Here is a 22,638-nt window from a genome sequence, read left to right on the forward strand (position 1 = left end):
AAATTGTTGTTATTTTTTGGAAACAAGAAGCACCTGATGCCCCGCTTTCAGGGTAACTTTAGGAGTCCTCACTTTTTTGGCGAAATAGCCCGAGATGCCTTGGACCACCCCGCGGCTCAGGTCAGCGGCCATCTGCTGTCCTGCAGACTGGGTCATCATAAGGCTGGTGCCGGACTGCTGGCTCATATTGCCCGCCATTTCGGTCAGGGCGCTTCTTTCTGCAGAATTGGGAATAGGAACTCCCTGCTGGCCGTCCAGATCGTAAATGGTTATATCCGCTGGAATAATCGATCCGTCAAGTTCTATAGAAGTGATTTTCAGCTGAAGACGCCCTGCCTGAATCCTGGCATGCGCAGTGACTATAGAACCTGCGGCTATGATACCGCCTGAAATCTTTGCAGGTTCCAGCAATCGAAGCGATACGCCCGCCTCCCCGATAACGGTCTGGGTCTGGTGCACGCATGCCTTGACGCTGTTTTTTGGCTGAAGGGTTTCCTGCAATGAAGATGCAGAAGTAAAGCCTCTGTCCGTGTTCCATTTTGCCAAGAAAGTGCTGTCGGTAGATGTACGGTACAGTGCCGAGACCTTGCTTTTTCTTTCAGGAACCAGCGCCGAAAAATCCTTCTCTTCTGATTGCGCCATTTCCACTGTAGTGTTTTTGGCTGCAATAGTGGGAGTAGCGGAGCCTGTGGGAAGATACTTGGCTGCCATCTGATAGGATTTTTCCATAAGCGCTAGCTGGTCATCAACAGTGGCGGGCGGGGGTATTTCCTTTTGCGCGAGTTCCTGTTTGAGCTCATCGAGCTGCCTGCGAAGTTCTTTTGATTCGCTGTTGTCCTCTTGATAGAATGAGCCGAGCGTGCTTTGGGCGCTGCGGTAGGTGTTCAGTGCCGGATTTTTAGAATCATCCTCATCACCAGACGGTGGCTGTTTCTGCTCGGTGCTGTCCTCATTCCAGTAATCTGACAGTGTCGTTAAAGCGTTCTTTTTCTGCTCTTCCTTATCTTCAAGCATTTTCTGCTCATACGCTTTCTGTTTGTCTGCCTGCAGTACAGATCCGCTCGCCTGCGGCACGCTGTCGTTGAGACCAATATCTTCGATATGTTTTTTATCCTTCGACGGTTTAAAGATTAAGTAGATACAGCCGATGCAGACAATTCCCATCAGCGTGAAAATGAGCGGTTTTTTAAAACGCTCGACAGCTGTCTTCTTTTCATCAGGCACAAATGAACTGCTGCTCTGGACAGCCTCTTCTGAGAAAAGACGGACTTTCTTTTTAGTTTCTTTCATATTGCTATTTTTTTAAAATTGTCTTTAGGGTGTCCTTCACAGATGCCTGGCTTTCTTTTTCTGGCTGTGCCGGGTTTTGCATCTGCTCGACAGCCATAGTGTTTTTCGCGTGTGCCGTATCACGGCATACGTTGAAAATGATAACTGCCGTCAGCAGCGCGTAAGCTGTAAAAAAGTAAAGTATTACTTGGTGCTGCCTTTTTATTGGCATTGCTTCCCAGTCCTTGTCAAGCCTTTCCAGCCACATGTCTATGTTTGCTCTTAATTTTTCCATAGTTAATGATTTTGCCTTGTCACATTCTAAACCCTCTTCTTTTGGGAGCGATCTCTTCTTTATATTTTTCTGACACTTGGGCAATAGCCTCCATTTTTGTCGGGATCGAATTTGCTGTAAGGTCTGTCAGTTTAGACTGCTTCAATAATTGCCCGTAGCGGTCTGTTCTTTTTATATACATTTCTGTTTGCTCTAAATCAAATTTACCGTTCTCATATTTAACCCACATATTGCACTCAACTCTTGGCTTGTCTTCGCCATTCCATTCGAGGTAGGTAGATAAATGCAGAATATTTGCTAATAATGGAGCATCATTTCCATTTTTAATAATCTCCAAAAAACCACTAATGCTTTCCCATAGGGTGCCTGCACAGCAGCTCTCTGTATGGAAATAACCGTCGTATCCCTTATCTTTGAGGGTTTTTACGAATGCGTCTAAATCTAATACAGCTTCCATAAGATTTTTTTAGCGTTCGATGACTTCTATATCCCTGTTTTCAACCACGGCAAATTTTTCAATATTAAAGCCCTGCGGGTTGTTGTCCGAGCGTACCGAGTTGACCAGGAGGCAGGATGTCACCAGACTGCGTTTGGTAACATTGCTCGAGCGTATGATAATCTGCCTTGCATAGCTGCGCACTGCATAAGGGTATGTATCGAAACTGCAAACGACGCTGTCCATCTCAATGCGCTGCTGGACATTCCCTGATATGATCCGGTTGTAATAGCCTTTCTCCAAAAGGTCCTTGTAATAATCAAAGGCACTTTTATCGGCAAGATTGAATGCCCTTTTCATATTGCTTTCGATGGCATTCTTATCAGGAGCAAGGGTAAAGAACAGTTCGTGAAAACGCCTTACGTGCTCACGGGCTTCCACAGGACGGTTGATCGAGGCATCTTGGGCAAGTGCGAGCATGAGTGATTTGCCATTGTCAAGCACATAAATTTTCTGGCGCTGCAGTTCGGCAAAACTGTATGATCTCCAAAGCGCATAGCCTGTCACCACGGTACATAGTAAAGCAAACACGAAAGCGTAAAGCCTGATCTGCCGAAAACTGTTTTCTATATTTCTGAGTGTTTTAAATTCCATTTAACTGAATGTTTATTGTTTACTTATTGAGAAGCCTTCCGGCAATGTTGCCTGCGGCCGAACCTGCGCCGGCGCCTGCTATATTTCCGGATTTCATGGCGGTCTGGTGGATGTTGCGTGAAAAATTTCCTGCGCCCCCTGCCTGGATTATCCAGCCTGTCACTGTCGGAATGGTAAAATATCCCACGATCCCGATAATCATAAAAATGATGTACACCGTGTTTGACGTGTCGGGAATGAAGGCGGGATCTGCAAGCATTTCAATATCCCTTTCAATAATTAGGGACTGGATCCTGGCCAGCATCGAGCTGAACAGATCCGCTACGGGAAGCCAGAGATAGACGCTGACATACCTTGTAATCCACTGGGTGAGTGTCGACTCAAAGCCGTCCCAGACCGATATGGCAAAAGCGATGGGTCCGAGGATGGACAGCACGATAAGAAAGAAAGTCCGGATGGTGTCTATCACGAGCGCTGCCGCTTGAAACAGTATTTCCAGCAGGTTGCGAAACCACTCTTTCATTATTTTCTCTATCTGATAGGTCTGCCGGTCCATATACATTGTGGCCATTGTACCGATGTCTGAGGGCGACCAGCCCAGTTCGTCGAGCTTCTTGTCGAACTCAGCGTCCGATACCATGTAAGCGGTCTCGGGATTGCGTATCATCGCTTCATGTTCCAGTAGGTCTTTTTTTGCCTGAAGATCGTTCAGGTCCAATACCTGATCTTCCAGTATGCTGTGTGTTCCCTGAACTACCGGGCTTAATACGGCATTGATTGAGCCTAGTACTATGGTCGGGAAAAACATAATGCAGAGCCCCAGTGCAAAAGGGCGCAGAAGTGGGTAGACGTCAATGGGCTCGGCGCGGCTTAACGCCTGCCAGACTTTCAGGGCGATATAAAACAGTGCTCCGAGCCCTGCCAGTCCTTTTGCCACTGCCGCCATATCGGCGGACAGTGGCAGCATCTCATCATACAGAGATCGAAGGACCTCATGAAGATTATTGAATTCCATATTACCAGTATTTTTGGTTCGGGCTGCCGTAGAGATCAAGGACCCTTTTGGTACTGTTCTGCTTTTTAGCCCTTAGGATGCTGACTGAAATATTTTTATTGGTATAATAGCGCACCAGGCTGTGGTATTCTTTTACTTCTTTGTATACTCGGTCAACAACATCCATTCGTTCCTTGTCACTGAGTGACAGGCTCGAGGAGGTGACAATCTGCTTGAGTTCTTTTAAAAGCTCGGTGCTCTCTCCCAGCAGCGCCGAATATCCTTTGGCAATGGCGGTGAGTTCCCTTGCCGAAAAGTTCGGGTCATTGAGCATCCTGCCGAAATTCTTTACGTACATTTCCGATACATCGCCTACCAGAAGCACTGTCTGCTGTACCTTGCGCGCATCTTTTACTAGATTGTTGATGGCCTGCAGCTTGTCATAGTATTCCTTGCCCTGCTTGTAGACCTTTTCGACTTCCTTGAAATTCTTCACAACGTTGCTTACCGTCGAGGAGGTCTGTATGATTTCATTGGCACTGTTGAGGATTCCTGAGGCAAGATTGGCAGGGTCGGTTACTACAAACTGCGCTTTTGCTGATGGCGCTGCGGCAAGCATAATTGCGGCACACACCCTAAATATTATTTTTTTCATAGTTTTAGGTTTTAAAATTGTTATAGATTATTGATTTTCCTGCTCGCGTCGTCTTATGGCTATTTGCTTGATGGCGAGCTCGACATCGCCGCCAAGTTCAGAGGCTAGCTGCATCACTTCCATTTTTTCGGTCTCTTCGGTGGTGTAGGCGTAATACTCTTCTAGGCTGACTTCTGTAGCATATACTGCAGAATGCGTTCCTCCAAGCCCGATCCAAACTTCCTTGTACAGGCGCGATGTGTCGTTGTTCATGTTGATGGAAAGCACCTGCGATTTTTCCTTGTCGGTTAGCCCCAGCATTGCCTGTATGTCATCAAACTTGTTCATGTACTTGCGCTGGTCTAGAAGGATTTTGCAGTCGGAATTGTTGATGATGCTTTCCTTGACGATGGGCGACTGTATAATGTCGTCCACTTCCTGGGTCACTACTATGGCCTCTCCATAGAATTTTCTAACAGTCTTGAACAAATACTTGATGTAATTCGCCATTCCTTCCTTGGCAATTGCTTTCCATGCCTCCTCAATCAGGATAAGCTTGCGGATGCCTTTAAGCCTTCGCATCTTGTTGATGAACACTTCCATGATGATGATCGTCACAATTGGGAAGAGAATCTTGTGCTCCTTGATGGCGTCAATCTCAAATACGATAAAGCGCTTGGTAAGAAGGTCCAGCTGCTTGTCGGAATTCAGCAGGTAGTCATACTCGCCGCCTTTGTAATAAGGCTCAAGGACATTCAGGAAATTGGCTATGTCAAAATCTTTCTCTCTTACCTGTTTTTCATTCAGTACGCTTCGGTAATCCCCACGGACATACTCGTAGAAGCCGTTGAAAGAAGGATAGGCATCATCGTGCTTGATCTTTTCGATATAGCCGCTAACGGCATTGGAGAGTGCGACTTCTTCGGAGCGTGTAGGAGGCTCATCATCACGTTTCCATAAGGTGAGGATCAGCGTTTTGACACTTTCCCTTTTTTCGATGTCGAAAATCCCGTCATCGGTATAGAATGGGTTGAATGCAATGGGATTTTCCTCGGTATAGGTAAAATACACTCCGTCTTCGCCTTTGGTTTTCCCTTTGATGAGCTCGCACAAACCTTGGTAAGAGTTGCCGGTATCAACCAGAAGGACATGAGACCCCTGCTCATAATACTGCCTTACCATATGGTTGGTGAAAAAAGACTTGCCGCTTCCCGAGGGGCCGAGTATGAATTTGTTGCGGTTGGTAATGATGCCGCGTTTCATGGGCAGGTCCGAAATATCCAGATGAATGGGTTTGCCAGTGAGCCTGTCGGCCATCTTGATGCCGAAAGGCGATGGCGAATCGTGGTAATTGGTTTCCTGGGTGAAAAAGCACAAAGCCGGCCCTATAAACGTGTAAAAGCTTTCCTCGCTGGGGAAGTCTCCTGCATTTCCGGGCATCCCCGCCCAATAGAGCGTTGCTGTGTCGGTTGTATTGTGCCTTGGCTTGCATTCCATAAGGGCCAGCGCGCTCCCGCAGTCGTTTTTGAGCTGCTTGAGTTCGGACGGCTCTTCAGACCATGCCATGACATTAAAGTGCGCCCTTATAGAGGAGAGCCCAAAAGAGTGCGCCTCATTGAGATAGCGTTCAATCCATTCTTTGTTGATCTGGTTGGCGCGGCTGTAGCGTGCCAAGGAGTGCATATTTCGGGCGGACTTTTCAAATTTCTGAAGGTTCTCCTCGCTGCTGTCCACAAACAGGTACTGGTTGTAGATGTGGCTGCAGTCAAGCAGCAGCCCTACGGGCGCTGCAAATGACAGGCGGCAGTCGCTTCGGTCGGTCGAGAGCTTCTCATATCTTGTATCAGCTGATACCGATGAGGGCAGATCGTCAGTGTCGGAAAGCGTATGCAGGCACAGCCTTTTGTTTCCCACACGAACCTCTTCGCTGCCCAAGGCGATATCCTGGAGGGGCGTTCCTGTTTCCCGTGAAAGGGTTAGATACTGTTCCAGCAGTCCCTGCCGGTCTTCTGATCCAATAATGTCCTCTTCGCTCATGCGGCTGATTTTTACAAGTCCGCAGTCGTTTATAATGCGCTCAAACTGCGCGACGGCTTCCATGAAACGTTGGATTGTTTCCTTGTCCCTGATTTCTTTTGGTATCAGGACACCTTTGCAAAGAGAAGAGAAGTTGCTCTGAATCCGCATGCGCTCTTTGGTGGTCTTTGTCAGAAATAGGTAGCAGGAATGGTTCAGGAATGGATGTTCATTAAAATGGCGCTGAAAGGATCTGGATAGAAAACCCTGCTGTTCCATATCCAGACTAGGATCGTAATTCTCCCTGATATACCAGTCCTGTTTATGGACGACCGTGAAGTCAGGCAGCGTCTTAACAGCCTTATGCCATGCAGAGTGGATGGCTTGATACTCAGGGGAAGCTACGGTGTAGAGTTCAGGCAGATGCACTTCAAAGCAGGCAGTGATGTCCGCATCCTTGGAAAGGATGCAGTTGTTTTCTACCGCCAGCAGCGGAAATCTGCTTTCCAGTGTCGTGGTTTTGGCTGTGCTTCTCATAGGGAGTGTGGTTTAGGAGCTGACCTTAAGCCGCGTCTTACAGGCTTGCGGCAGATGATGTAACGGGGATGCCTTTTTTTGGCGCTCATCTTCATCAGCCCGTGCTCTCCGTACTTTCTGTTTAGCGAAAAGGTCTGCCAGACAATCATCGAAGAGCCGCCCGCGCCAAGAAATAGACAGATATAGGAACTGGTTCCTGCCATATATAGAATCATCACAAGGATAAGCATTCCCAGAAGCCCGCCTGCGAAAATAAAAAGATACTGCGCCTTGAGCCCTCTGAACTCGACGGTCTTTCCGATGCCTTTATTGATGCTGTAATTATCCATATCGCAGCGTTAAAGGAAAAAGGAGCGTAGGATTGTAGCGGCGACAATAAGGAAGATACAGGCCCCGAACCAGCTTGCTGCAGTTTTTGAGGTATCAGGATCGCCGCTGCTGAATTTGTTGTATACCTTAACACCGCCAATCAGACCGACCACGGCGCCTATGGCGTAGATGAGCTGCGTGGCGGGATCGAAGTAGGAGGTAACCATCTGGGTAGCTTCTGTGATGCCTGCAGCGCCGTTGCCCTGTGCTGATAGCTTTAAGGATGACAGCACTACGATTGCTGCCAGCTGAATTTTTTTTCTTTGTTTTTCCATGACTAAACACTTTAAATATGTTGCTTTATACCGCACTATGCGGACTCTTGCGACAAAGGTGTTCTGGAAACCGACTGCCTGCCGTAAAGAGGCATCCGATGGAACTACTTGGCACTCAGAAGCATCAAGTGTATTGCCGGGTATAAAAAACGCCGAGATGGATGGGCTCGGCGTTTGAAATTTTTATTTGAAATGATAATCTAGAGTCTGCGTCTCCTTTTTCGCTGTATTGGTTCACGAGACGGTTTTTTACGGAGAGGGGCATTCTCCGCGCGCATTTGTTTTTGCTCAAGGTTCAGCTTAATGCTTTCTGGGATGTTGGTCTGGGCCCATGGCAGTGTTTGGGCTTTAAACTGCATCTGAAATTCCTTTTCCCTAATGCAGTTGAAAGGAGCAAAGCCATATTTAACATTCCAGCCAACCCTGTCCAGCAGCTGAAGGGGAGGAAACTTTACCACTATGATATCTTTAGGAAGCTCCGTAATTGACAGATGGTCTATTTCCTGAAATTCATGCGTTTTTGGATTATAGGGAAAAATATAGGCATGAGCAAGCCGGTCGTAATAGCCGTTTATCTGGTCAAGACTGATGCCTTTGGATTTGAAGTCGTCTTTTGGGCGAAGCCTGTTGGCCGCTATATCTACAAAAAAGGGATGTCCGGCAATTTTTAAAATTGGCAGTTTTCTTTGGTTCCATCGCAGCTCAAGGAGGCTTCCGGGCCGTATCGCCAGCTCAAAATCTGTTTTTCCCTTGATGTTTTCCACGGTTGTGTTATACCTTTCGGCCATACCGGAAGGATCCAGCTCGTTCAGGTTGGGTATAGTGATCTTTTTGACTGTGCCGTCTTCCTTGAAGCTGAGGCCGGATTCCAGCCTTGCTAAATTCTTAGCGGCGGTATCGTAATGAAATTGATATCCGTGGCCTAGATAAAACATATCCTTGAAAGATATGATATTTTTAAGATCACCTTTTTCCGATAGTTCCTCTCTAGCCGCGTTAATGATGAATTCAGTTCCTTCGATGTCTATTGCAGGGGGTATTTTTTCCATATTGCATAGTTTGTTAAAATGACAAAGGGGACTTTCATCCTCAGACAAAATCCCCAATATCAAATTCATTCAAATCATTTTTCCGCAGATAGGAAGAGCTGGATTCTTTATCAGAAGTAAGGCTCCCGTCCAGCAGCTTGGCTATTTTCCGGGAGGCGCTTTCTATGGAATTCTCCAGCAGGCTGAATAGTTCGGTTCCCTGTATTTTTTGAACCAATGCAATGGCTGTTTCCTTTTGGGAATGCTCCAGATTCTCTTTTTCCAGCAGCATCCCTACAGCGCTCAGTTCCTCGAAGGTAACCCCTTGGGCAAAACCGTCATTCCCTGCCAGCATTCCATAACCGCTCCATTCTTCCTCCTCCTGCAGAAGATCGGGCTGGTATCTGAAAACGTCGTCCAGCTCTTCCTGCGGAATTTCTATATCGACATGCTGATGGTCGATTTCTGTGTCAAAATTATCCATTTCCTGTCCCAGCTTTCTGCCTTGGCTGGCAGTGGCGTTGATTGGCATTAGAAGGCTTGCCGTTTTGGGCTGTCCCATAAAATCGGGCAGGTCAGAAGGGGTTTCTTTTGCGGCATGTTTGCCGTTTTTCGTGATTTGAATGGTAATTTTATCCTGCAGCAAAAGGATTATGACAATCAGCAGGCAAATTAAGATCAGCGTTTCCATAATTAAAATATCGGTTTGTATTTATCATTGAAGCTTTTGATGATTCTCTCGCCGAACTCCTGGAAATGATAGTCGAGAAGATTGTCCAGATAGGCGTAAATGCTTATTTTGTCTTCTCCGATAACCTGAACAATCCTGGTTAGTTTCTCATGAAAATCCGGACGGATATATACCGTTTTACCGTCACGGGCATTGGAGGCGGGCTTTTTGAAAAATAGGCTTTCGTAATCCTGATTTCCTTCCTTCTTTATTTTGCCGCGCTCTTTTGCTGTCTGGTGTTCCTTTGATGGCTTCACTTCCTTTGGTTCCTCTTCAGGCTGTATGTGAAGTCCTTCTTTGCGGATCCCGTCTACCATAAGGTTCATCATCATCTCTTCGTTTATCTCAGGTATATTTTTTTTCTTGATGTTTTTTTCCATGACCCTATGATTTGGTTATTCTTAAAAATTCATTTATGAAGCGGTCCATACCGCATGAGTTCATCAGCCGCTGGTCGGGAGGCATCAAAGTGCAGCGGAAAATAGTTCGGGCATCCGCTTCGCTTTCTTTGCGGAAACGGGTGCTGTTCATGATCTGGCAGTCCATCAGGCTGAGTCCGAGCTCAGAAATAAGCTTGTTATAGACCTCATAGAGAGGGGAGCGTTCGCGGCCGTCCACCTGATTCCAAAAAAGGTTGATGGTTTTGATTGATGTTGCTCCTTTTTTCATAATAACATCTTTCATGAGCTGGGTGAAGACAAGTGTGCTTTCCATAACCACGCGATCTGCTGTTATGGGGGTGAAGATATGATGCATCCCTGCCAAGGCCTTTAATATCCCGGGTGTGTTTACAGTTCCCGGAAGGTCAAAAAAGATATAGTCAACAGGAACCGTTGAAGATTCTAAGAAATCTTGTGCGGCCTGAAGCACGCCTTCCGCTTTGTGCTGCAAGATAGGATAGGCCTTTTTGTTGATGGCGGTAAACTGCCTGAAGGCCGCCTTTTTTAAAAAATCATTTTCCATTACCATAGATAGATCGCGGGTTTTCATCTTCATCAGGCTGTGCTGCGGGAAGTCTGCATCGAATACCGCTACATTATACCCTAGACGGTAATGCAGTGTACTGGCGGCAAGTGTGGTAAAGGTGCTTTTGCCTACGCCTCCCTTCTGGGAGGAAAAGGCGACAAATACTGTTTTGTAGTTTGTTTTCATTTTTAATGTATTTAGTTATTGACTCATATATGTACCCAAGTATGCTGTTATCTGCAGCTGCCTCTCAGTAAGCAGCTGCGCAGAAATCGGAGTAGCTATGCAGATAGTTAATATTTTATCTGCATACCTGCATAAACCAAAGGGTCTACAGGTGTGTATTTAAATAGGCCAGTACCAGCGGATCTCTTTATGTCTTTCTTTAGATATGCAGATCTTGAGCTATTCGGTTATGTGCATAATTGCGTAACTATATCATGGCATAATCACCTGCGTACACCTTGCTGCACGTACAAAGGAATGCCGATAAATAGGTATTTATTTTGGCAGGAGCCAATTGGCGCTAGGAGGCATTTTTAGGCATTGTGACCACTTGCAATGCTTAGATCGACAGTGCTTTATTTTGCAATGTGAATTATTAGTAAAAGGCAAATGCAGAAACAGCTCGAAATATCCGGTAAAAGAGAGACAGCTTCAGGCTGTCTTTCCCTGCTACCTTCAATCCGTCCCGAAGGGCGGATTTTTGTGTTCGCCAGAACACGGCAAGTTGTGTTTTGAGGCACTCGAAACTGAGTTCGTGCCTCAAAACAACTTGCCCTGCCGGGGGCTGGAAAAACCTTCCGAAGTCAGGTTTTTTGCAGAAGTCAAAATGGATTTGTTATGAAACAGGAAAATAATGGTAAAGCAAACAGAGGCGGCAGGAATCCTAAAATCGATCCCAGCATACACAGGCATGTTTTTCGTCTGACTGAAAACGAAAATGCCGAGCTTTTATCGATGTATGAATCGTCAGGAATGCACAATAAGGCGAAATTTATCATATCGCTTTTGTTTGGAAAGGAAGTGAAGACTGTTAAAGTAGACAAAGGAACAGTTGATTTTTATATGCGGCTGACCACATTCCACAGCCAGTTCCGGTCGGCAGGTGCAAACTATAATCAGGTTGTGAAACTACTGTACCGCAATTTTTCGGAGAAAAAAGCGTCAGCCTATCTGTACAAACTCGAAAAACAGACCGCTGAACTTGCTGCCTTATGCCAAAAAATTATTCTTATTGCAGAAGAATTTGAAGAAAAACACCTTAAAAAACAGCCTTGAAATGATAGCAAAAATTGGAAGAAGCAGCAATCTTCATGGCGCGCTGGCTTACAACCAGATGAAAGTTCAAAAAGAAAAAGGCCAGATACTCTTTACCAATAGGATGATCGAAACACCAAACGGCATATATTCAACTGCAGATTTGGCACGATCCTTTGAGCCTTTTCTGCTGGCCAACAGAAATACGGAAAAGCCCGCACTGCATATTTCACTTAATCCTGACCCACATGATAATGTAAGCGATGATAAATTTATAGCAATGGCACAGCAGTATATGCAGGGGATGGGATATGCAGAGCAGCCTTTTGCAGTATTTAAACACACCGATATTGACCGTACCCATGTCCATGTAGTGACAGTCTGCGTGGATGAAGCAGGCAGGAAGATTTCGGACAAGTTTGAGAAGAGAAGATCGATGGCTCTCTGCCGTGAGCTTGAAAGAAAGTATGCCTTAGTTCCTGCAACAGAAAAAGGGCATAATCGGGATAATAAAATTTGCACTCCGGTTGATTATAGGAAAGCTGATATCAAAAGCCAGATCGCTTCTGTTGTGCGCAGTCTGCAGCAATACTACCAATTCCATACCTTCGGTGAATATAATGCCCTACTTTCCCTGTTTAATATTACTGCTGAAAAAACAGAAAGCCATATGTATGGAAAAGCCAGGCAGGGATTGCTGTATATTCCCTTAAATGAAAATGGAGAAAGGGCGGGACATCCTTTGAAGGCGTCTTTATTTGGCAGGGGAGCCTGCCTGCCTGCTTTGAATCTGCATTTTGCAAGATGCAAAGAAGCCTTAAGCCATGCCGATGCAAAAGCCGTACTTAAGGAAGCTGCTATCACTGCCCTCCACTCGACTATTAATCAGAAAGATTTCAATATGCAGCTGGCCAAAAAGGGAATCAATACAGTTTCGAGGGCAAATGATGCCGGGCGTATTTACGGGATCACTTTCATAGATCACAATTCCAGAACCGTTTGGAACGGTTCGCATCTTGGCAAAGAATTTTCTGCCAACGCCTTTAACGATAGATGGGCTAATTGTATGAAAGCAGAATTTGCAACCTCTGGGCAGCCAAAATCCACTGTGCCGAGATTCGATGATATGGAAGATTTATTTGCCGAAAAGCCGCATCGATTATTCGATTTCCCAAATATTGACAAACAGCAGAGCGGGCTGTTTGTAGCATGGGCAGGAATTTTGCCTGATGCCCTTGGTGACGATTTTAACGAACTTGCATGGAGCGCTAAAATGAAAAAAAGAAGAAAGTCCAAAAAATATAAATAGGCGCTGCTTTGTTTGATTACGCTTTCTCTTATTCAATTCACAAACCAGCACCAATCGAGTATTGTATGCTTGAAAAACCTTGTTCAGCCACAAGGCTCTTTTTGTTATATTTGTCCATATCCTAACTTTTCCTTTACTATGAGTGATGAAATTATAAAAAGCCGTGACTATATAGATTGGTCAGCCTTTATTTTCAATAAAATAAAGCATGCCCAAACCCAGACTGCTCTTAAAGTGAATGCCGATATGCTTGCTTTATATTGGGAAATTGGAAATTCTATTATTGAGAAACAGCATCAGAATAGTTGGGGGAGCAAGGTAATTGACCTTCTGGCTGCTGATTTAGCCCGCAGCTTCCCTGACAGCAGAGGCTTTTCTGTGCGCAATCTTAAGTATATGAGGGCTTTTTCCGAGGCATATCCTGATTTTCCAATAGTGCAAGTCCCGCTTGCACAATCGGAAAACCAATTTGTGCAAGTGCCGCTTGCACAAATTACCTGGTATCACCACATAAGTCTTCTGGCAAAAGTGAAAAATGTGGCGGAACGTGCATTTTATATAGCTGAAACATCTAAAAATGAATGGAGCAGGGATGTGATGCTATTACAGGTTCAAAGCAATCTGTATTCCAGAAGCGGAAAGGCATTGCATAATTTTGAGCAGACACTGCCTGAATATCAATCCGATTTGGCGAAGAGCATTTTTAAAGACCCTTATAATTTTGATTTTTTAATGCTTTCTGCAAAAGTCAAGGAGATTGAGATAGAAAAGCTGCTGATACAGAAAATTACAGACTTTTTATTGGAGCTTGGAAAGGGATTTGCATTTGTAGGAAGGCAGTACGCAATAGAGGTTGACAATACAGAATACAAAATCGATCTGCTTTTTTACCATACCATCCTGCATGCGTATGTTGTAATAGAGCTCAAGGCAGGTGAATTTATGCCGGAGTACGTTTCCAAGCTTAACTTTTACATTAGCGCTATAGACGATTCGCTCAAAACTCCGGCAGATGAGCGTACTATTGGCCTGCTTCTCTGTGCATCGAAAAGCAACATCAAAGTAGAATATGCAATGCGCGGTCTTGACAAGCCCTTAGGAGTCGCCACTTACCAATTGGAGCAGCTGGTAAAGGAGAATATTGATAAATTAATAGATAATTCTGGACAGGAATAATAGGTTCTCAAATGCCTGCAATAATATTTTAAGCCTTCAAAGTCATTTGGTTTTGGAGGTTTTTTATTGTGGAGCATAGAATCCTCTTGCCGTAATATACGCCTTCTTTATATTCAGTAAGACAATTTAAAAACAAAGTCCGATTGCAGGGCCAAAGGCAGACAGCTTCTGCCAAATTCCGACATGTACTTACAGCGGGCAGCAACGGCATTTAAATTAACGCCCGGATATAAACATTATTAAAATGCAGGGAGATGATGATTTAAGAGGTCTTGCCAAAATAATGGCATTTATGAGGGCAGTAAGCATATTGATAGTCCTAATGCATCTGTACTGGTACTGCTATGGCTTCTTTGTGGACATGGGTTGGACATTGCAAGCTATCAATAAAATATTAGGTGGATTTGACCGCACAGCAGGATTGTTTTCCAACACGCTTTACACTAAAATTTTTGCAGTACTGCTATTGGCTTTAAGCTGTCTGGGAACAAAGGGAGTAAAGAACCAGAAAATTACCTGGACTAAAATCTTAAGCGCTTTAGGCGCCGGCTTTGTTCTTTATTTTTTAAATACGCCGTTATTAACCCTTCCAAAGCAAACTGCAGCGTTCTTCTATATCCTTACATTGGGGATGGGCTATACAGCCTTGATGATGGCAGGGGTGTGGAGCAGCCGCCTTTTGCGTACCAATCTGATGTCAGATGTATTCAATAACGAGAATGAGAGTTTTCAGCAGGAAACCAGACTCTTGCAGAATGAGTTTTCTGTAAATCTTCCGACGAGATTTTATTATAAAAACAAATGGAACAACGGCTGGATTAATATCGTAAATCCATTTAGGGCAACAATAGTTCTCGGTACTCCCGGATCTGGCAAATCATATGCAATAGTCAACAATTACATCAAGCAGCAGATCGAAAAAGGCTTTTCGATGTATATCTATGATTTCAAGTTCGACGACCTTTCCACAGTTGCGTACAATCATCTATTAAAGCATCATAACAATTACATAGTCAAACCGAAATTCTACGTAATCAACTTCGATGATCCAAGGAAAAGCCATCGCTGCAATCCACTTAATCCTGATTTCATGACCGATATTTCTGACGCCTATGAAGCGGCTTATACCATAATGCTGAATCTGAACAGGAGCTGGATACAGAAGCAGGGGGATTTCTTTGTAGAAAGCCCGATTATTCTTTTAGCAGCCATTATATGGTTTCTTAAAATCTATGAAAATGGGAAGTATTGCACTTTTCCGCATGCTATAGAATTATTGAATAAAAAATATGCAGATGTGTTTACTATCCTTACCTCTTATCCAGAGCTGGAGAACTACCTGTCACCGTTTATGGATGCATGGCAGGGCGGCGCCCAGGACCAGCTTCAGGGGCAGATTGCTTCGGCTAAAATCCCTCTGTCCCGTATGATTTCGCCACAACTGTATTGGGTTATGACGGGCGATGATTTTTCATTGGACATCAACAATTCTAATGAACCTAAAATACTTTGCGTGGGTAACAATCCCGACCGCCAGAATATCTATTCAGCTGCACTGGGATTGTACAATTCACGCATTGTAAAGCTTATCAATAAGAAGGGTCAATTGAAAAGTTCGGTTATCATAGACGAACTGCCAACCATTTATTTTCGCGGACTTGATAATCTTATTGCCACCGCCCGAAGCAATAAAGTGGCTGTCTGTTTAGGTTTTCAGGATTTTTCGCAACTGAACCGCGACTACGGTGATAAGGAGAGCAAGGTCATTCAGAATACCGTAGGCAATATTTTTAGCGGCCAGGTAGTAGGAGAAACAGCAAAAAGCCTTTCGGAACGATTCGGCAAAGTATTGCAGAAGAGGCAAAGCATGAGCATAAACCGAAATGACACATCAACTTCAATATCCACGCAACTGGACAGCCTGATACCGGCATCCAAAATATCCACGCTAACACAAGGATTCTTTGTTGGAGCTGTTTCCGATAACTTTAATGAGCGTATAGAGCAGAAAATTTTCCATGCCGAAATTGTTGTGGATAATAAGAAGGTGGAATCCGAAATTAAGGATTATCAAAAAATACCGGCTATTTTATCCTTTGTCGATAAGCAGGGCCGTGACATGATGAAGCAGGAAATAGAGGAGAATTATAAACTTATAAAACAGGACATTGTTCTGGTTATTGAAAGAGAATTGCAACGCATTAAGAATGACCCCGGACTGCAACATCTAGTGCCAAAGGAAGGCAGCGGTGCAAATAAGTAAGAACAGATGAGATTGCAAATCGTAAGTTTCGAAATAAATCCTCTTGCTGAAACATTCACCAGTTTATAAATGAGTATATTTACTATTCTCATCGGTTCTTACCAAGTTTGTGAATTTTTTAATCATTTACTATAAGATAAAAAAAATGTTATGAAAAGGATTTTAGTCTGTATTATTCTAGGTCTTTTGGCAGCCACTGCTGCAGCACAGAGTACCACTGGGGCACCTACACAAAATATATCTGTAGGTAGTGATCTTGCATACCGCCTTTTTGCTACCCGAAATATGTATACATTTATTAAATTGGATACGAGGAACGGTCAAATGTGGCAGGTTCAATGGAGTACTAAGAGTAAATCTAGATTTGTGAGTACGCTATCTGATATCTCTCGAGTTGATAAAGAAAAAGAGAAGAATGGCAGATTCTTTCTCTATCCCACAACCAAGATATATACTTTTATTTTGCTTGACCAATTGGACGGCAGAACATGGCAAGTGCAATGGGGTAATGAAGAGGATAGGGCGGTGATTGAAGTATATTAAGAGTTTATAATGAAATAGTAAGCTAATTAAAGCTTAAGTCTTTAAGCTTGCTTGAGAACTTTTCTGTGTTGGGATGCCATGGTTTTCAATAGTTTCTTTTTGCTCGTTATTTTCCGGAGTGATAGACAATTGAATTTTACGTTCAACTGATGCCAATTCTGTTTTCAGCTTACCCAAAAGGCTTTCCTTGGGCCAAGTGCTGTTTAGCACTTCATGAAGAATAGGTAGATCTTTTTGTATTTCGGCAATCCTCTTTTTTTCCTGTGATATGTAATCTGGCAGTTTTCCAAGCGCATTAAGAAAGTTCAATGATGCGAGATTTTCATCTTTAGCGATGATACCGTTGTTGTAGGTATATTTGATATTGCCTTCGCCTTGGATCAAAAATCGGTTTATCTTTAAATCAACTCCCTCTTTTTCGGACGATTCTGTTTTTAGTAAGATTGAAAAACCGTATAAAGTGCCGATTACTTCAAATTGTCCTCCTGTATGGGCTTTCTCTGAAAGATCGTTGAGTTTTTTGCCCATCTGTTTTACATCAGCATCAGAGGATAATCCTTCCAATTTTAAAAGATTTTCAATTGTGCCGTCAGTACCTTTATGTATACGGTGTTGAAAATTTTTCCAATCAAGACACATTCGCTCAAGACGGTCTTTGGCATTTTCCAGCATTACCGTAAAATCTTGCACTTTGTATTTCGCGCTAAACTTAGAACGGTTGAAAGCCTGTTTTTCGCTTTCAAGGCCCCCAATCTTTTTTTCCAGCTTGGCTTTTTCTAAAAGATCAGTATTTCCTGAAAGGATAGCCACATATTCCGAGAAATTCATTCCCGATTTTTCGTCCATACTTCCTTCGTCAATAGTACGTTTGCTAAGATTGTTGTTTTTTAGCTGGTCTATGAAGAGTTGCTTGTTATGCAACAAATTAAATTTATAGCTATCCAATGATTTTTCTACGGCATAAATAATGACATCTACTTTATTATCTGCAAAGAATTTGGCAATTTCATTTCCCTTACGTACAGCACGGCCGTCGCGTTGGGCAAGGTCACTCGGACGCCACGGTGTATCAAGATGATGGACTGCGACAGCTCTTTTCTGTGCATTTACACCTGTGCCCAGCATACTTGTAGAACCAAACAAAACTCTGATTTTTCCCTCGTTCATGCCTTTGACAAACTCTTTGCGCTGCTTATCGGTCTTGGCTTCCTGAATGAATCTCACCTCGTTTGCTGGGATTCCGTGGTCTTCTACAAGTTTGCGTTTGATTTCCCAATACACATTCCATTCGCCAGGTTTATAAGTGCCCAGATCGGAGAAAACAAATTGCGTTGCTTTCTGTGCATTATATTGCCTGTAATACCTTGCAATATTTGCCGCGCAATGTGAGGCCTTATTATCGGGGTGGTCTTTGTAGCTTGCGCTTACCATACGCATATCAAGCGACATTTTGCGGGCAAAGTCAGTGGCGATCAGCATTTTCGCTTTTTCTTCGCTGGGGCTTAGTTTTGGCCTTCCCAACAGTTCGGCATTTCCTGTTTTAGCAAATTCCATTAGCTTTTTAATAAAATCTTCCTGGTCTGGAGTAGGCTTGATATTATACAATAACTCGTTCTTATCAGGACGGTCTATGCCTATATCTTGTGCTGTACGGTAATCTGTGATTTCCGAATAAAACTGCGCCAGCTCTGGAACTTTGATAAAGTATCGGAAACGTTCTTTTGCCACAATATTGTTAGCTACCGAAAATTCATAATCTGTGGTTTTTCTTGCATATATGGCAGCCCAGGCGTCAAAAGAGTGGATGCCCTGTTTTTCCATTGCTCTTGGTCTGAGATATTTGAACAGCAGATAAAGTTCAGTTAAAGAATTGCTTATGGTTGTACCCGACAGAAAGGTTGCTCCCATATCCCCATTGATGCGCTCTTGAATAGTGCGGACTGCAAACAGAAGGTTTAATGCCTTTTGGCTTCCATCTACATTGCCTAATCCAGAAACTCTTGTATGTCTTGTATTGAACATCAGGTTTTTGAATTGGTGGCTTTCATCCACGAACAGATGGTCAATGCCCATCATTTTAAAGTCAACCACATCATCTTTGCGGGTTTCAATATCATGCTGCAGTGTTTTAAGCCTGACTTCAAGGTTTTCCTTGCGCTTGATAACTCCAGCAAGCATCGCTCGGGTAACTTCTTTGCCTTGCGATTGCAGGGCCTCTAGATTGCGCTCTACGCTATCTAATTCAATTTCGAGGATTTCCTTTTGCATCTCAGGTGACTGCGGTATCATGCCGAACTGGTCGTGGGTAAGTATCACGCAATCCCAATCATTGTTTTTGATATCCCCGAAAATACGCAGGCGTTTTTGCGGCGTAAAGTCTTCTTTGCCCGGATACAGGATTCTAGCATGTGGATAGGCAGTACGGTAAGCTTCTGCAATCTCATGAACATTGCTTTTCAAACCGATAATCATTGGTTTATTAGCTAGACCCAAACGTTTCATTTCCTGTGCCGCTGTACACATTACAAGAGTTTTTCCTGCGCCCACTTCGTGGTCGCATATTGCACCATTGTTGAGTTTTATCATCCAAACGGTATCTTTTTGGCTAGAGTACAGATCTTCGATACCCAGTGCCTTTCGATCCAGTCCTGGAAACTCCTGATGGCTTCCATCATAGTTAGGTCTGACAAAACAATTAAACGTATCGTTATACTGCTTGGTTAGCATGTTTTTAAATTCATCATTTTGTGCGTGCAGCCAATCACTAAAAGCAATGCGGATTTCATCAATCTTAGAATTGGCTATTTGTATAGCTTCGATGTCCCGTACCTTGGCTTCTTGATCACCAACCATAATTTTCTTTGTAATGTCTGGTGTGGTATTGACAAGAGCGTGTTTAAGCAATGCAATTCCATCAAAGGTGCGGCTTTCGGACTTGACGGCGTATTTCTCCCAAATATTCATATTGCCCTGATGACATTTTACTGAAAAATCATCAGAGCTTTCCGAGTAATTTACATGTACATCTGCGTCGAAGAGATTGGAAGCAAAACGGGCGTAAAGTTCTGTAGGTATCCAACGTTCGCCCAAATTAAAATCAAGTTCCTCAAATTCGATTCGTCTAGGCCGAGATTCTTCCAAAATGGCAAGACTTGCTTTGGCTTGGCTATCTTCTGGATTATTCTCGAGGTATGCTTTTATATCTTGAGCTTTCTCAACTACATTGCCTGCGATCCAGCGTTCGGATATTTCATATTCCTTTTGCAGAGGATTGTAAAAAATGCGGTCTCTTAATGCTTCTGTCAAAGCATCGTGCGTCATATTGCTAATTTCAGACATATAATTCAAATCGACCTTTCCGCATTTGTTAAGCGAAGCCGCCAGTGTTTCCTCAGGATTGTTAATTGCTATAGTTAAAGAGGAGAAGCTAACAGGATGAGTGAAGATATCAGCTTTGTGTACAATGCCGCCAACCACACGTTCCAGATAGGGGATTTCTTTGCCGGAACTGTCAGTTCTGATCAGTTTGATATTATCAGCAGTGTTAAGAGTGCCGTACTTTTTGACAAAAGCATCATATAGGCGGTTAAGATTTTGCCTTTCTTCTTTTTGTTCTGTCTGGAAGGCCGCCTCATTGTTATACAGCCTTTGGTAGACATCACGAAGAGCTATGTATGCTTCGGCTCTTGCTTTCTGCGAAAGATGCAGTGGCAAAGGATAGAATCTTGCTACACCTTCTGATGTATCTAGATCTTGCAAATGTCCAACCCAGCCCATATCCGACACAAGACAACCGTTTCGGTGAAATGATTGCAACACGCCGGTATATGGAGCGGGTTGGGGGATAACCGGCGTCTCAGGAAAATTATCTTCGGTGGAATTGGAAAATAGATCACCGACAGTTTTTTGCTTATGATCTTCCATCAAGTTATTGGTGTTCGTAATTGCCGGCACGTACGTTTGCTGCAATCCACTGAAAAGGTCGGTTTGCCAGCCAGCCTGGCTAATATTTTTTTTCCGGCTTTGTTTTTTTGCTTTTGCTTTGGATGAATTGGCTACTGTAGCATGCTGGTCTACATTTTCAAACAGGTCAAAAATGCTTAACTGTTTTGATTCCTTAGAGTTTTGCTCATTAGTTGAGGAGGCAGGTAGAGATAGGTTCTGACTTTGATGACTAAATGTTTTGAATTCCTTAGATCTAGCGACTGTTGTGTTCGTCTTTTTTGGTATAGGTTCTACAATGTTTTGATTTGTGTATGAGCCAAGTTCGAGATGAGCTGTAAAATCATCCAAGAGCATTTGTTTAAGTTCTTTTGCAATGCCCTCAATACCACCTTTATGCGTATAAATTAATGCAGATTGCCCATAAGCATCGGTTCCTAATTCAAATTCGGTATGAACAATCCTTGAATTGTCCTTAAATAAAGCATTGCCACGCGTATTGAATTCTGTTTGTTCGCTTTGGCAAAAAAGCTCTTCCCTTTGGGTCAATCCTGGCTTTGTCAGATTCTTTTGCAGAATGATCAGATCACTGCCAACTGCCGTACCTGCGAATTCCGTAAAAAGGTTGTTAGGCAGGCGGACTGCTGAAATTAGCTTGTTATGCTGCATAAGCCTCCTACGGATCGGCTCGTTGCTCGGGCTGTTGAGAACTCCCTGCGAAGTGATGTACACCAGCAGACCGCCCTCACGGAGCATATCAGTCCCTTTGAAGAAAAAGTAATTGTGAACGCTTCGCGCTGCCTGAACTTTTGTACTGTCCTTGCTTCGAGAATACGATAGGTCGAAAATGGAAGTGTCGCCAAAAGGAATGTTGCTGGCTACCAGATCATAGCTGTTTTGTTCCTTTTCGGGAATTTCTTCAAAACCGGAAATCCGGATATTGTCTTCAGGATAGAGATGTTTTAAAATCTGACCGGTAAGCAGATCCTTTTCATAAGCAGTTGCGCTGAATTTTTGATTCTTTGAAAATGATTTTAAGAATAAGCCTATTCCAGCTGATGGTTCGAGTAAATTATCAATGTCCACACCGACTTCACGCAGGGCATCAGAAATCGCATCTATGGCTTGTGGCGGTGTATAAAAAGCCGTTAGGACGGAGTTTTTCATACTATCTACATACCTGCGGTACTGCTTTTCATCTGCGGAATTTTCTTTGAGCAGCTGGTGCAGATTCTGTGTCATAGGAAAAAGGTCGTGTTCGGATTTTCTCCAGTTATTGATATCAGTTTCTTTTGAAGCGGGGTTCAATATAAATTTAAGACCGCCAAATCCGCTGTACTGCATCATTAGCAGTCTTTCCCCTGCGGTAGCTTGTCGCTTCGCTTTCTCCAGATTAAAAGCGATTTGCAGCGCATCAATGTTCTGCTGGAGATGCTGTTTTTTACTGAAGCCCATTTTCCTGTATCCATATTGCGATAGTTCCAGTTATTTCGGTGTAGAGTAGCTCAAACTCTTGGCTGTACGCGAAGTCATCGGATAGGTCATAGCTGGAGAAAACCGGCATACAAATTGGCAACATTTTAAGGGCGAATGGCCGTAATTCTTCATCTGCCATTATGGTATCAAATTCCGTACATATGATCTGAAAAACAGTGTCGAACTTTGAGAAGTGAAGGTTTTTAAAGAGAATGTAATCCGCTATTTCGTGGCATTGTTCAATTGTGTTTCCCGAACTAAATGCCTCTTGGTAGGCAGTGGCCGCCCACAAGGAACGCTGTTGGATGAACATTTGGTCATTCGCTTTTTCAGGGAAGCTGGTATATAATAGTTCCTGCAGTCGTAATCTGAAATACGATAGTTCTATTTGCTGAGTATTCATAGTTGATCTTCTTAAGAATTTTCGTTAAGCCTAAATTACAACCGTAGTTTAGAGTGTTTGCAG

The 22,638-nt window shown here is 43.6% G+C and carries 20 protein-coding genes; 5 read left to right on the forward strand and 15 right to left on the reverse strand.

The genetic code is table 11. The annotated features are described in order from the left end of the window. Window positions 1–9 precede the first annotated feature (9 nt). The 13 genes from traM to ACHRV0_RS12895 form a co-directional block, all read right to left on the reverse strand. Window positions 10–1,290 carry a conjugative transposon protein TraM gene (traM, locus tag ACHRV0_RS12835; RefSeq protein WP_395441098.1) on the reverse strand — a complete coding sequence of 427 codons (1,281 nt, stop codon included), beginning with the start codon at window positions 1,288–1,290 and terminating at the stop codon, window positions 10–12. Between the two features lie 4 nt (window positions 1,291–1,294). Continuing rightward, complete coding sequence (locus ACHRV0_RS12840; protein ID WP_395441099.1) at window positions 1,295–1,564, reverse strand: nitrogen regulatory IIA protein; 270 nt, start codon at window positions 1,562–1,564, stop codon at window positions 1,295–1,297. A 19-nt stretch (window positions 1,565–1,583) separates the two neighbouring features. After that, window positions 1,584–2,021: a hypothetical protein gene (locus ACHRV0_RS12845; protein WP_395441100.1), complete on the reverse strand. Its 438-nt coding sequence runs from the start codon at window positions 2,019–2,021 to the stop codon at window positions 1,584–1,586. Window positions 2,022–2,030: 9 nt separating this feature from the next. Then, window positions 2,031–2,654, reverse strand: coding sequence for a conjugative transposon protein TraK (gene traK, locus ACHRV0_RS12850; RefSeq protein WP_395441101.1), 624 nt, complete (start codon window positions 2,652–2,654; stop codon window positions 2,031–2,033). Between the two features lie 19 nt (window positions 2,655–2,673). Further along, window positions 2,674–3,669, reverse strand: a complete 996-nt coding sequence (traJ, locus tag ACHRV0_RS12855; RefSeq protein WP_395441102.1) for a conjugative transposon protein TraJ — start codon at window positions 3,667–3,669, stop codon at window positions 2,674–2,676. 1 nt (window position 3,670) lies between these two features. Beyond that, window positions 3,671–4,303, reverse strand: a complete 633-nt coding sequence (locus ACHRV0_RS12860) for a DUF4141 domain-containing protein (protein ID WP_395441103.1) — start codon at window positions 4,301–4,303, stop codon at window positions 3,671–3,673. Window positions 4,304–4,330: 27 nt separating this feature from the next. Next, window positions 4,331–6,835, reverse strand: coding sequence for a TraG family conjugative transposon ATPase (locus ACHRV0_RS12865; protein ID WP_395441104.1), 2,505 nt, complete (start codon window positions 6,833–6,835; stop codon window positions 4,331–4,333). Then, entirely contained in the window at window positions 6,832–7,164 is a 333-nt protein-coding gene (locus ACHRV0_RS12870; protein ID WP_395441105.1) for a DUF4133 domain-containing protein, read from the reverse strand. Before ACHRV0_RS12870 ends, ACHRV0_RS12865 begins: the two co-directional genes overlap by 4 nt. A 9-nt stretch (window positions 7,165–7,173) precedes the next feature. Continuing rightward, entirely contained in the window at window positions 7,174–7,479 is a 306-nt protein-coding gene (locus ACHRV0_RS12875; RefSeq protein WP_395441106.1) for a DUF4134 domain-containing protein, read from the reverse strand. Between the two features lie 200 nt (window positions 7,480–7,679). Further along, window positions 7,680–8,528, reverse strand: a complete 849-nt coding sequence (locus tag ACHRV0_RS12880) for a hypothetical protein (RefSeq protein WP_395441107.1) — start codon at window positions 8,526–8,528, stop codon at window positions 7,680–7,682. Window positions 8,529–8,568: 40 nt separating this feature from the next. Beyond that, complete coding sequence (locus ACHRV0_RS12885) at window positions 8,569–9,198, reverse strand: conjugal transfer protein TraD (RefSeq protein ID WP_395441108.1); 630 nt, start codon at window positions 9,196–9,198, stop codon at window positions 8,569–8,571. A gap of 2 nt (window positions 9,199–9,200) precedes the next feature. Next, entirely contained in the window at window positions 9,201–9,617 is a 417-nt protein-coding gene (locus tag ACHRV0_RS12890; protein WP_395441109.1) for a DUF3408 domain-containing protein, read from the reverse strand. A 4-nt stretch (window positions 9,618–9,621) separates the two neighbouring features. Continuing rightward, the gene (locus ACHRV0_RS12895) at window positions 9,622–10,389 is read right to left on the reverse strand and encodes a ParA family protein (RefSeq protein WP_395441110.1); all 768 of its coding nucleotides are present in this window, start codon (window positions 10,387–10,389) and stop codon (window positions 9,622–9,624) included. Between the two features lie 657 nt (window positions 10,390–11,046). Between ACHRV0_RS12895 and mobA the strand changes: the two genes are divergently transcribed. From mobA to ACHRV0_RS12920, 5 genes are all read left to right on the forward strand, one after another. Next, window positions 11,047–11,484 (forward strand): conjugal transfer protein MobA, encoded by a 438-nt coding sequence (gene mobA / locus ACHRV0_RS12900; protein ID WP_395441111.1) that lies wholly within the window; start codon window positions 11,047–11,049, stop codon window positions 11,482–11,484. A gap of 1 nt (window position 11,485) precedes the next feature. After that, entirely contained in the window at window positions 11,486–12,772 is a 1,287-nt protein-coding gene (mobB, locus tag ACHRV0_RS12905) for a conjugal transfer protein MobB (protein WP_395441274.1), read from the forward strand. 138 nt (window positions 12,773–12,910) lie between these two features. Continuing rightward, window positions 12,911–13,948 carry a YhcG family protein gene (locus ACHRV0_RS12910; protein WP_395441112.1) on the forward strand — a complete coding sequence of 346 codons (1,038 nt, stop codon included), beginning with the start codon at window positions 12,911–12,913 and terminating at the stop codon, window positions 13,946–13,948. 244 nt (window positions 13,949–14,192) lie between these two features. Continuing rightward, window positions 14,193–16,211: a conjugal transfer protein MobC gene (gene mobC, locus ACHRV0_RS12915; RefSeq protein WP_395441113.1), complete on the forward strand. Its 2,019-nt coding sequence runs from the start codon at window positions 14,193–14,195 to the stop codon at window positions 16,209–16,211. 150 nt (window positions 16,212–16,361) lie between these two features. Further along, complete coding sequence (locus tag ACHRV0_RS12920; protein WP_395441114.1) at window positions 16,362–16,754, forward strand: hypothetical protein; 393 nt, start codon at window positions 16,362–16,364, stop codon at window positions 16,752–16,754. Window positions 16,755–16,787: 33 nt separating this feature from the next. Here ACHRV0_RS12920 and ACHRV0_RS12925 read toward each other — a convergent pair whose 3' ends face one another. Continuing rightward, window positions 16,788–22,151 carry an Eco57I restriction-modification methylase domain-containing protein gene (locus tag ACHRV0_RS12925; protein WP_395441115.1) on the reverse strand — a complete coding sequence of 1,788 codons (5,364 nt, stop codon included), beginning with the start codon at window positions 22,149–22,151 and terminating at the stop codon, window positions 16,788–16,790. Then, window positions 22,138–22,575, reverse strand: a complete 438-nt coding sequence (locus ACHRV0_RS12930; RefSeq protein WP_395441116.1) for a DUF1896 domain-containing protein — start codon at window positions 22,573–22,575, stop codon at window positions 22,138–22,140. The genes ACHRV0_RS12925 and ACHRV0_RS12930 overlap by 14 nt, the downstream gene beginning before the upstream one ends. Window positions 22,576–22,638: the final 63 nt, after the last annotated feature.

This window comes from Flavobacterium sp. FlaQc-30, from assembly GCF_044005885.1.
Lineage (GTDB): Bacteria > Bacteroidota > Bacteroidia > Flavobacteriales > Flavobacteriaceae > Flavobacterium.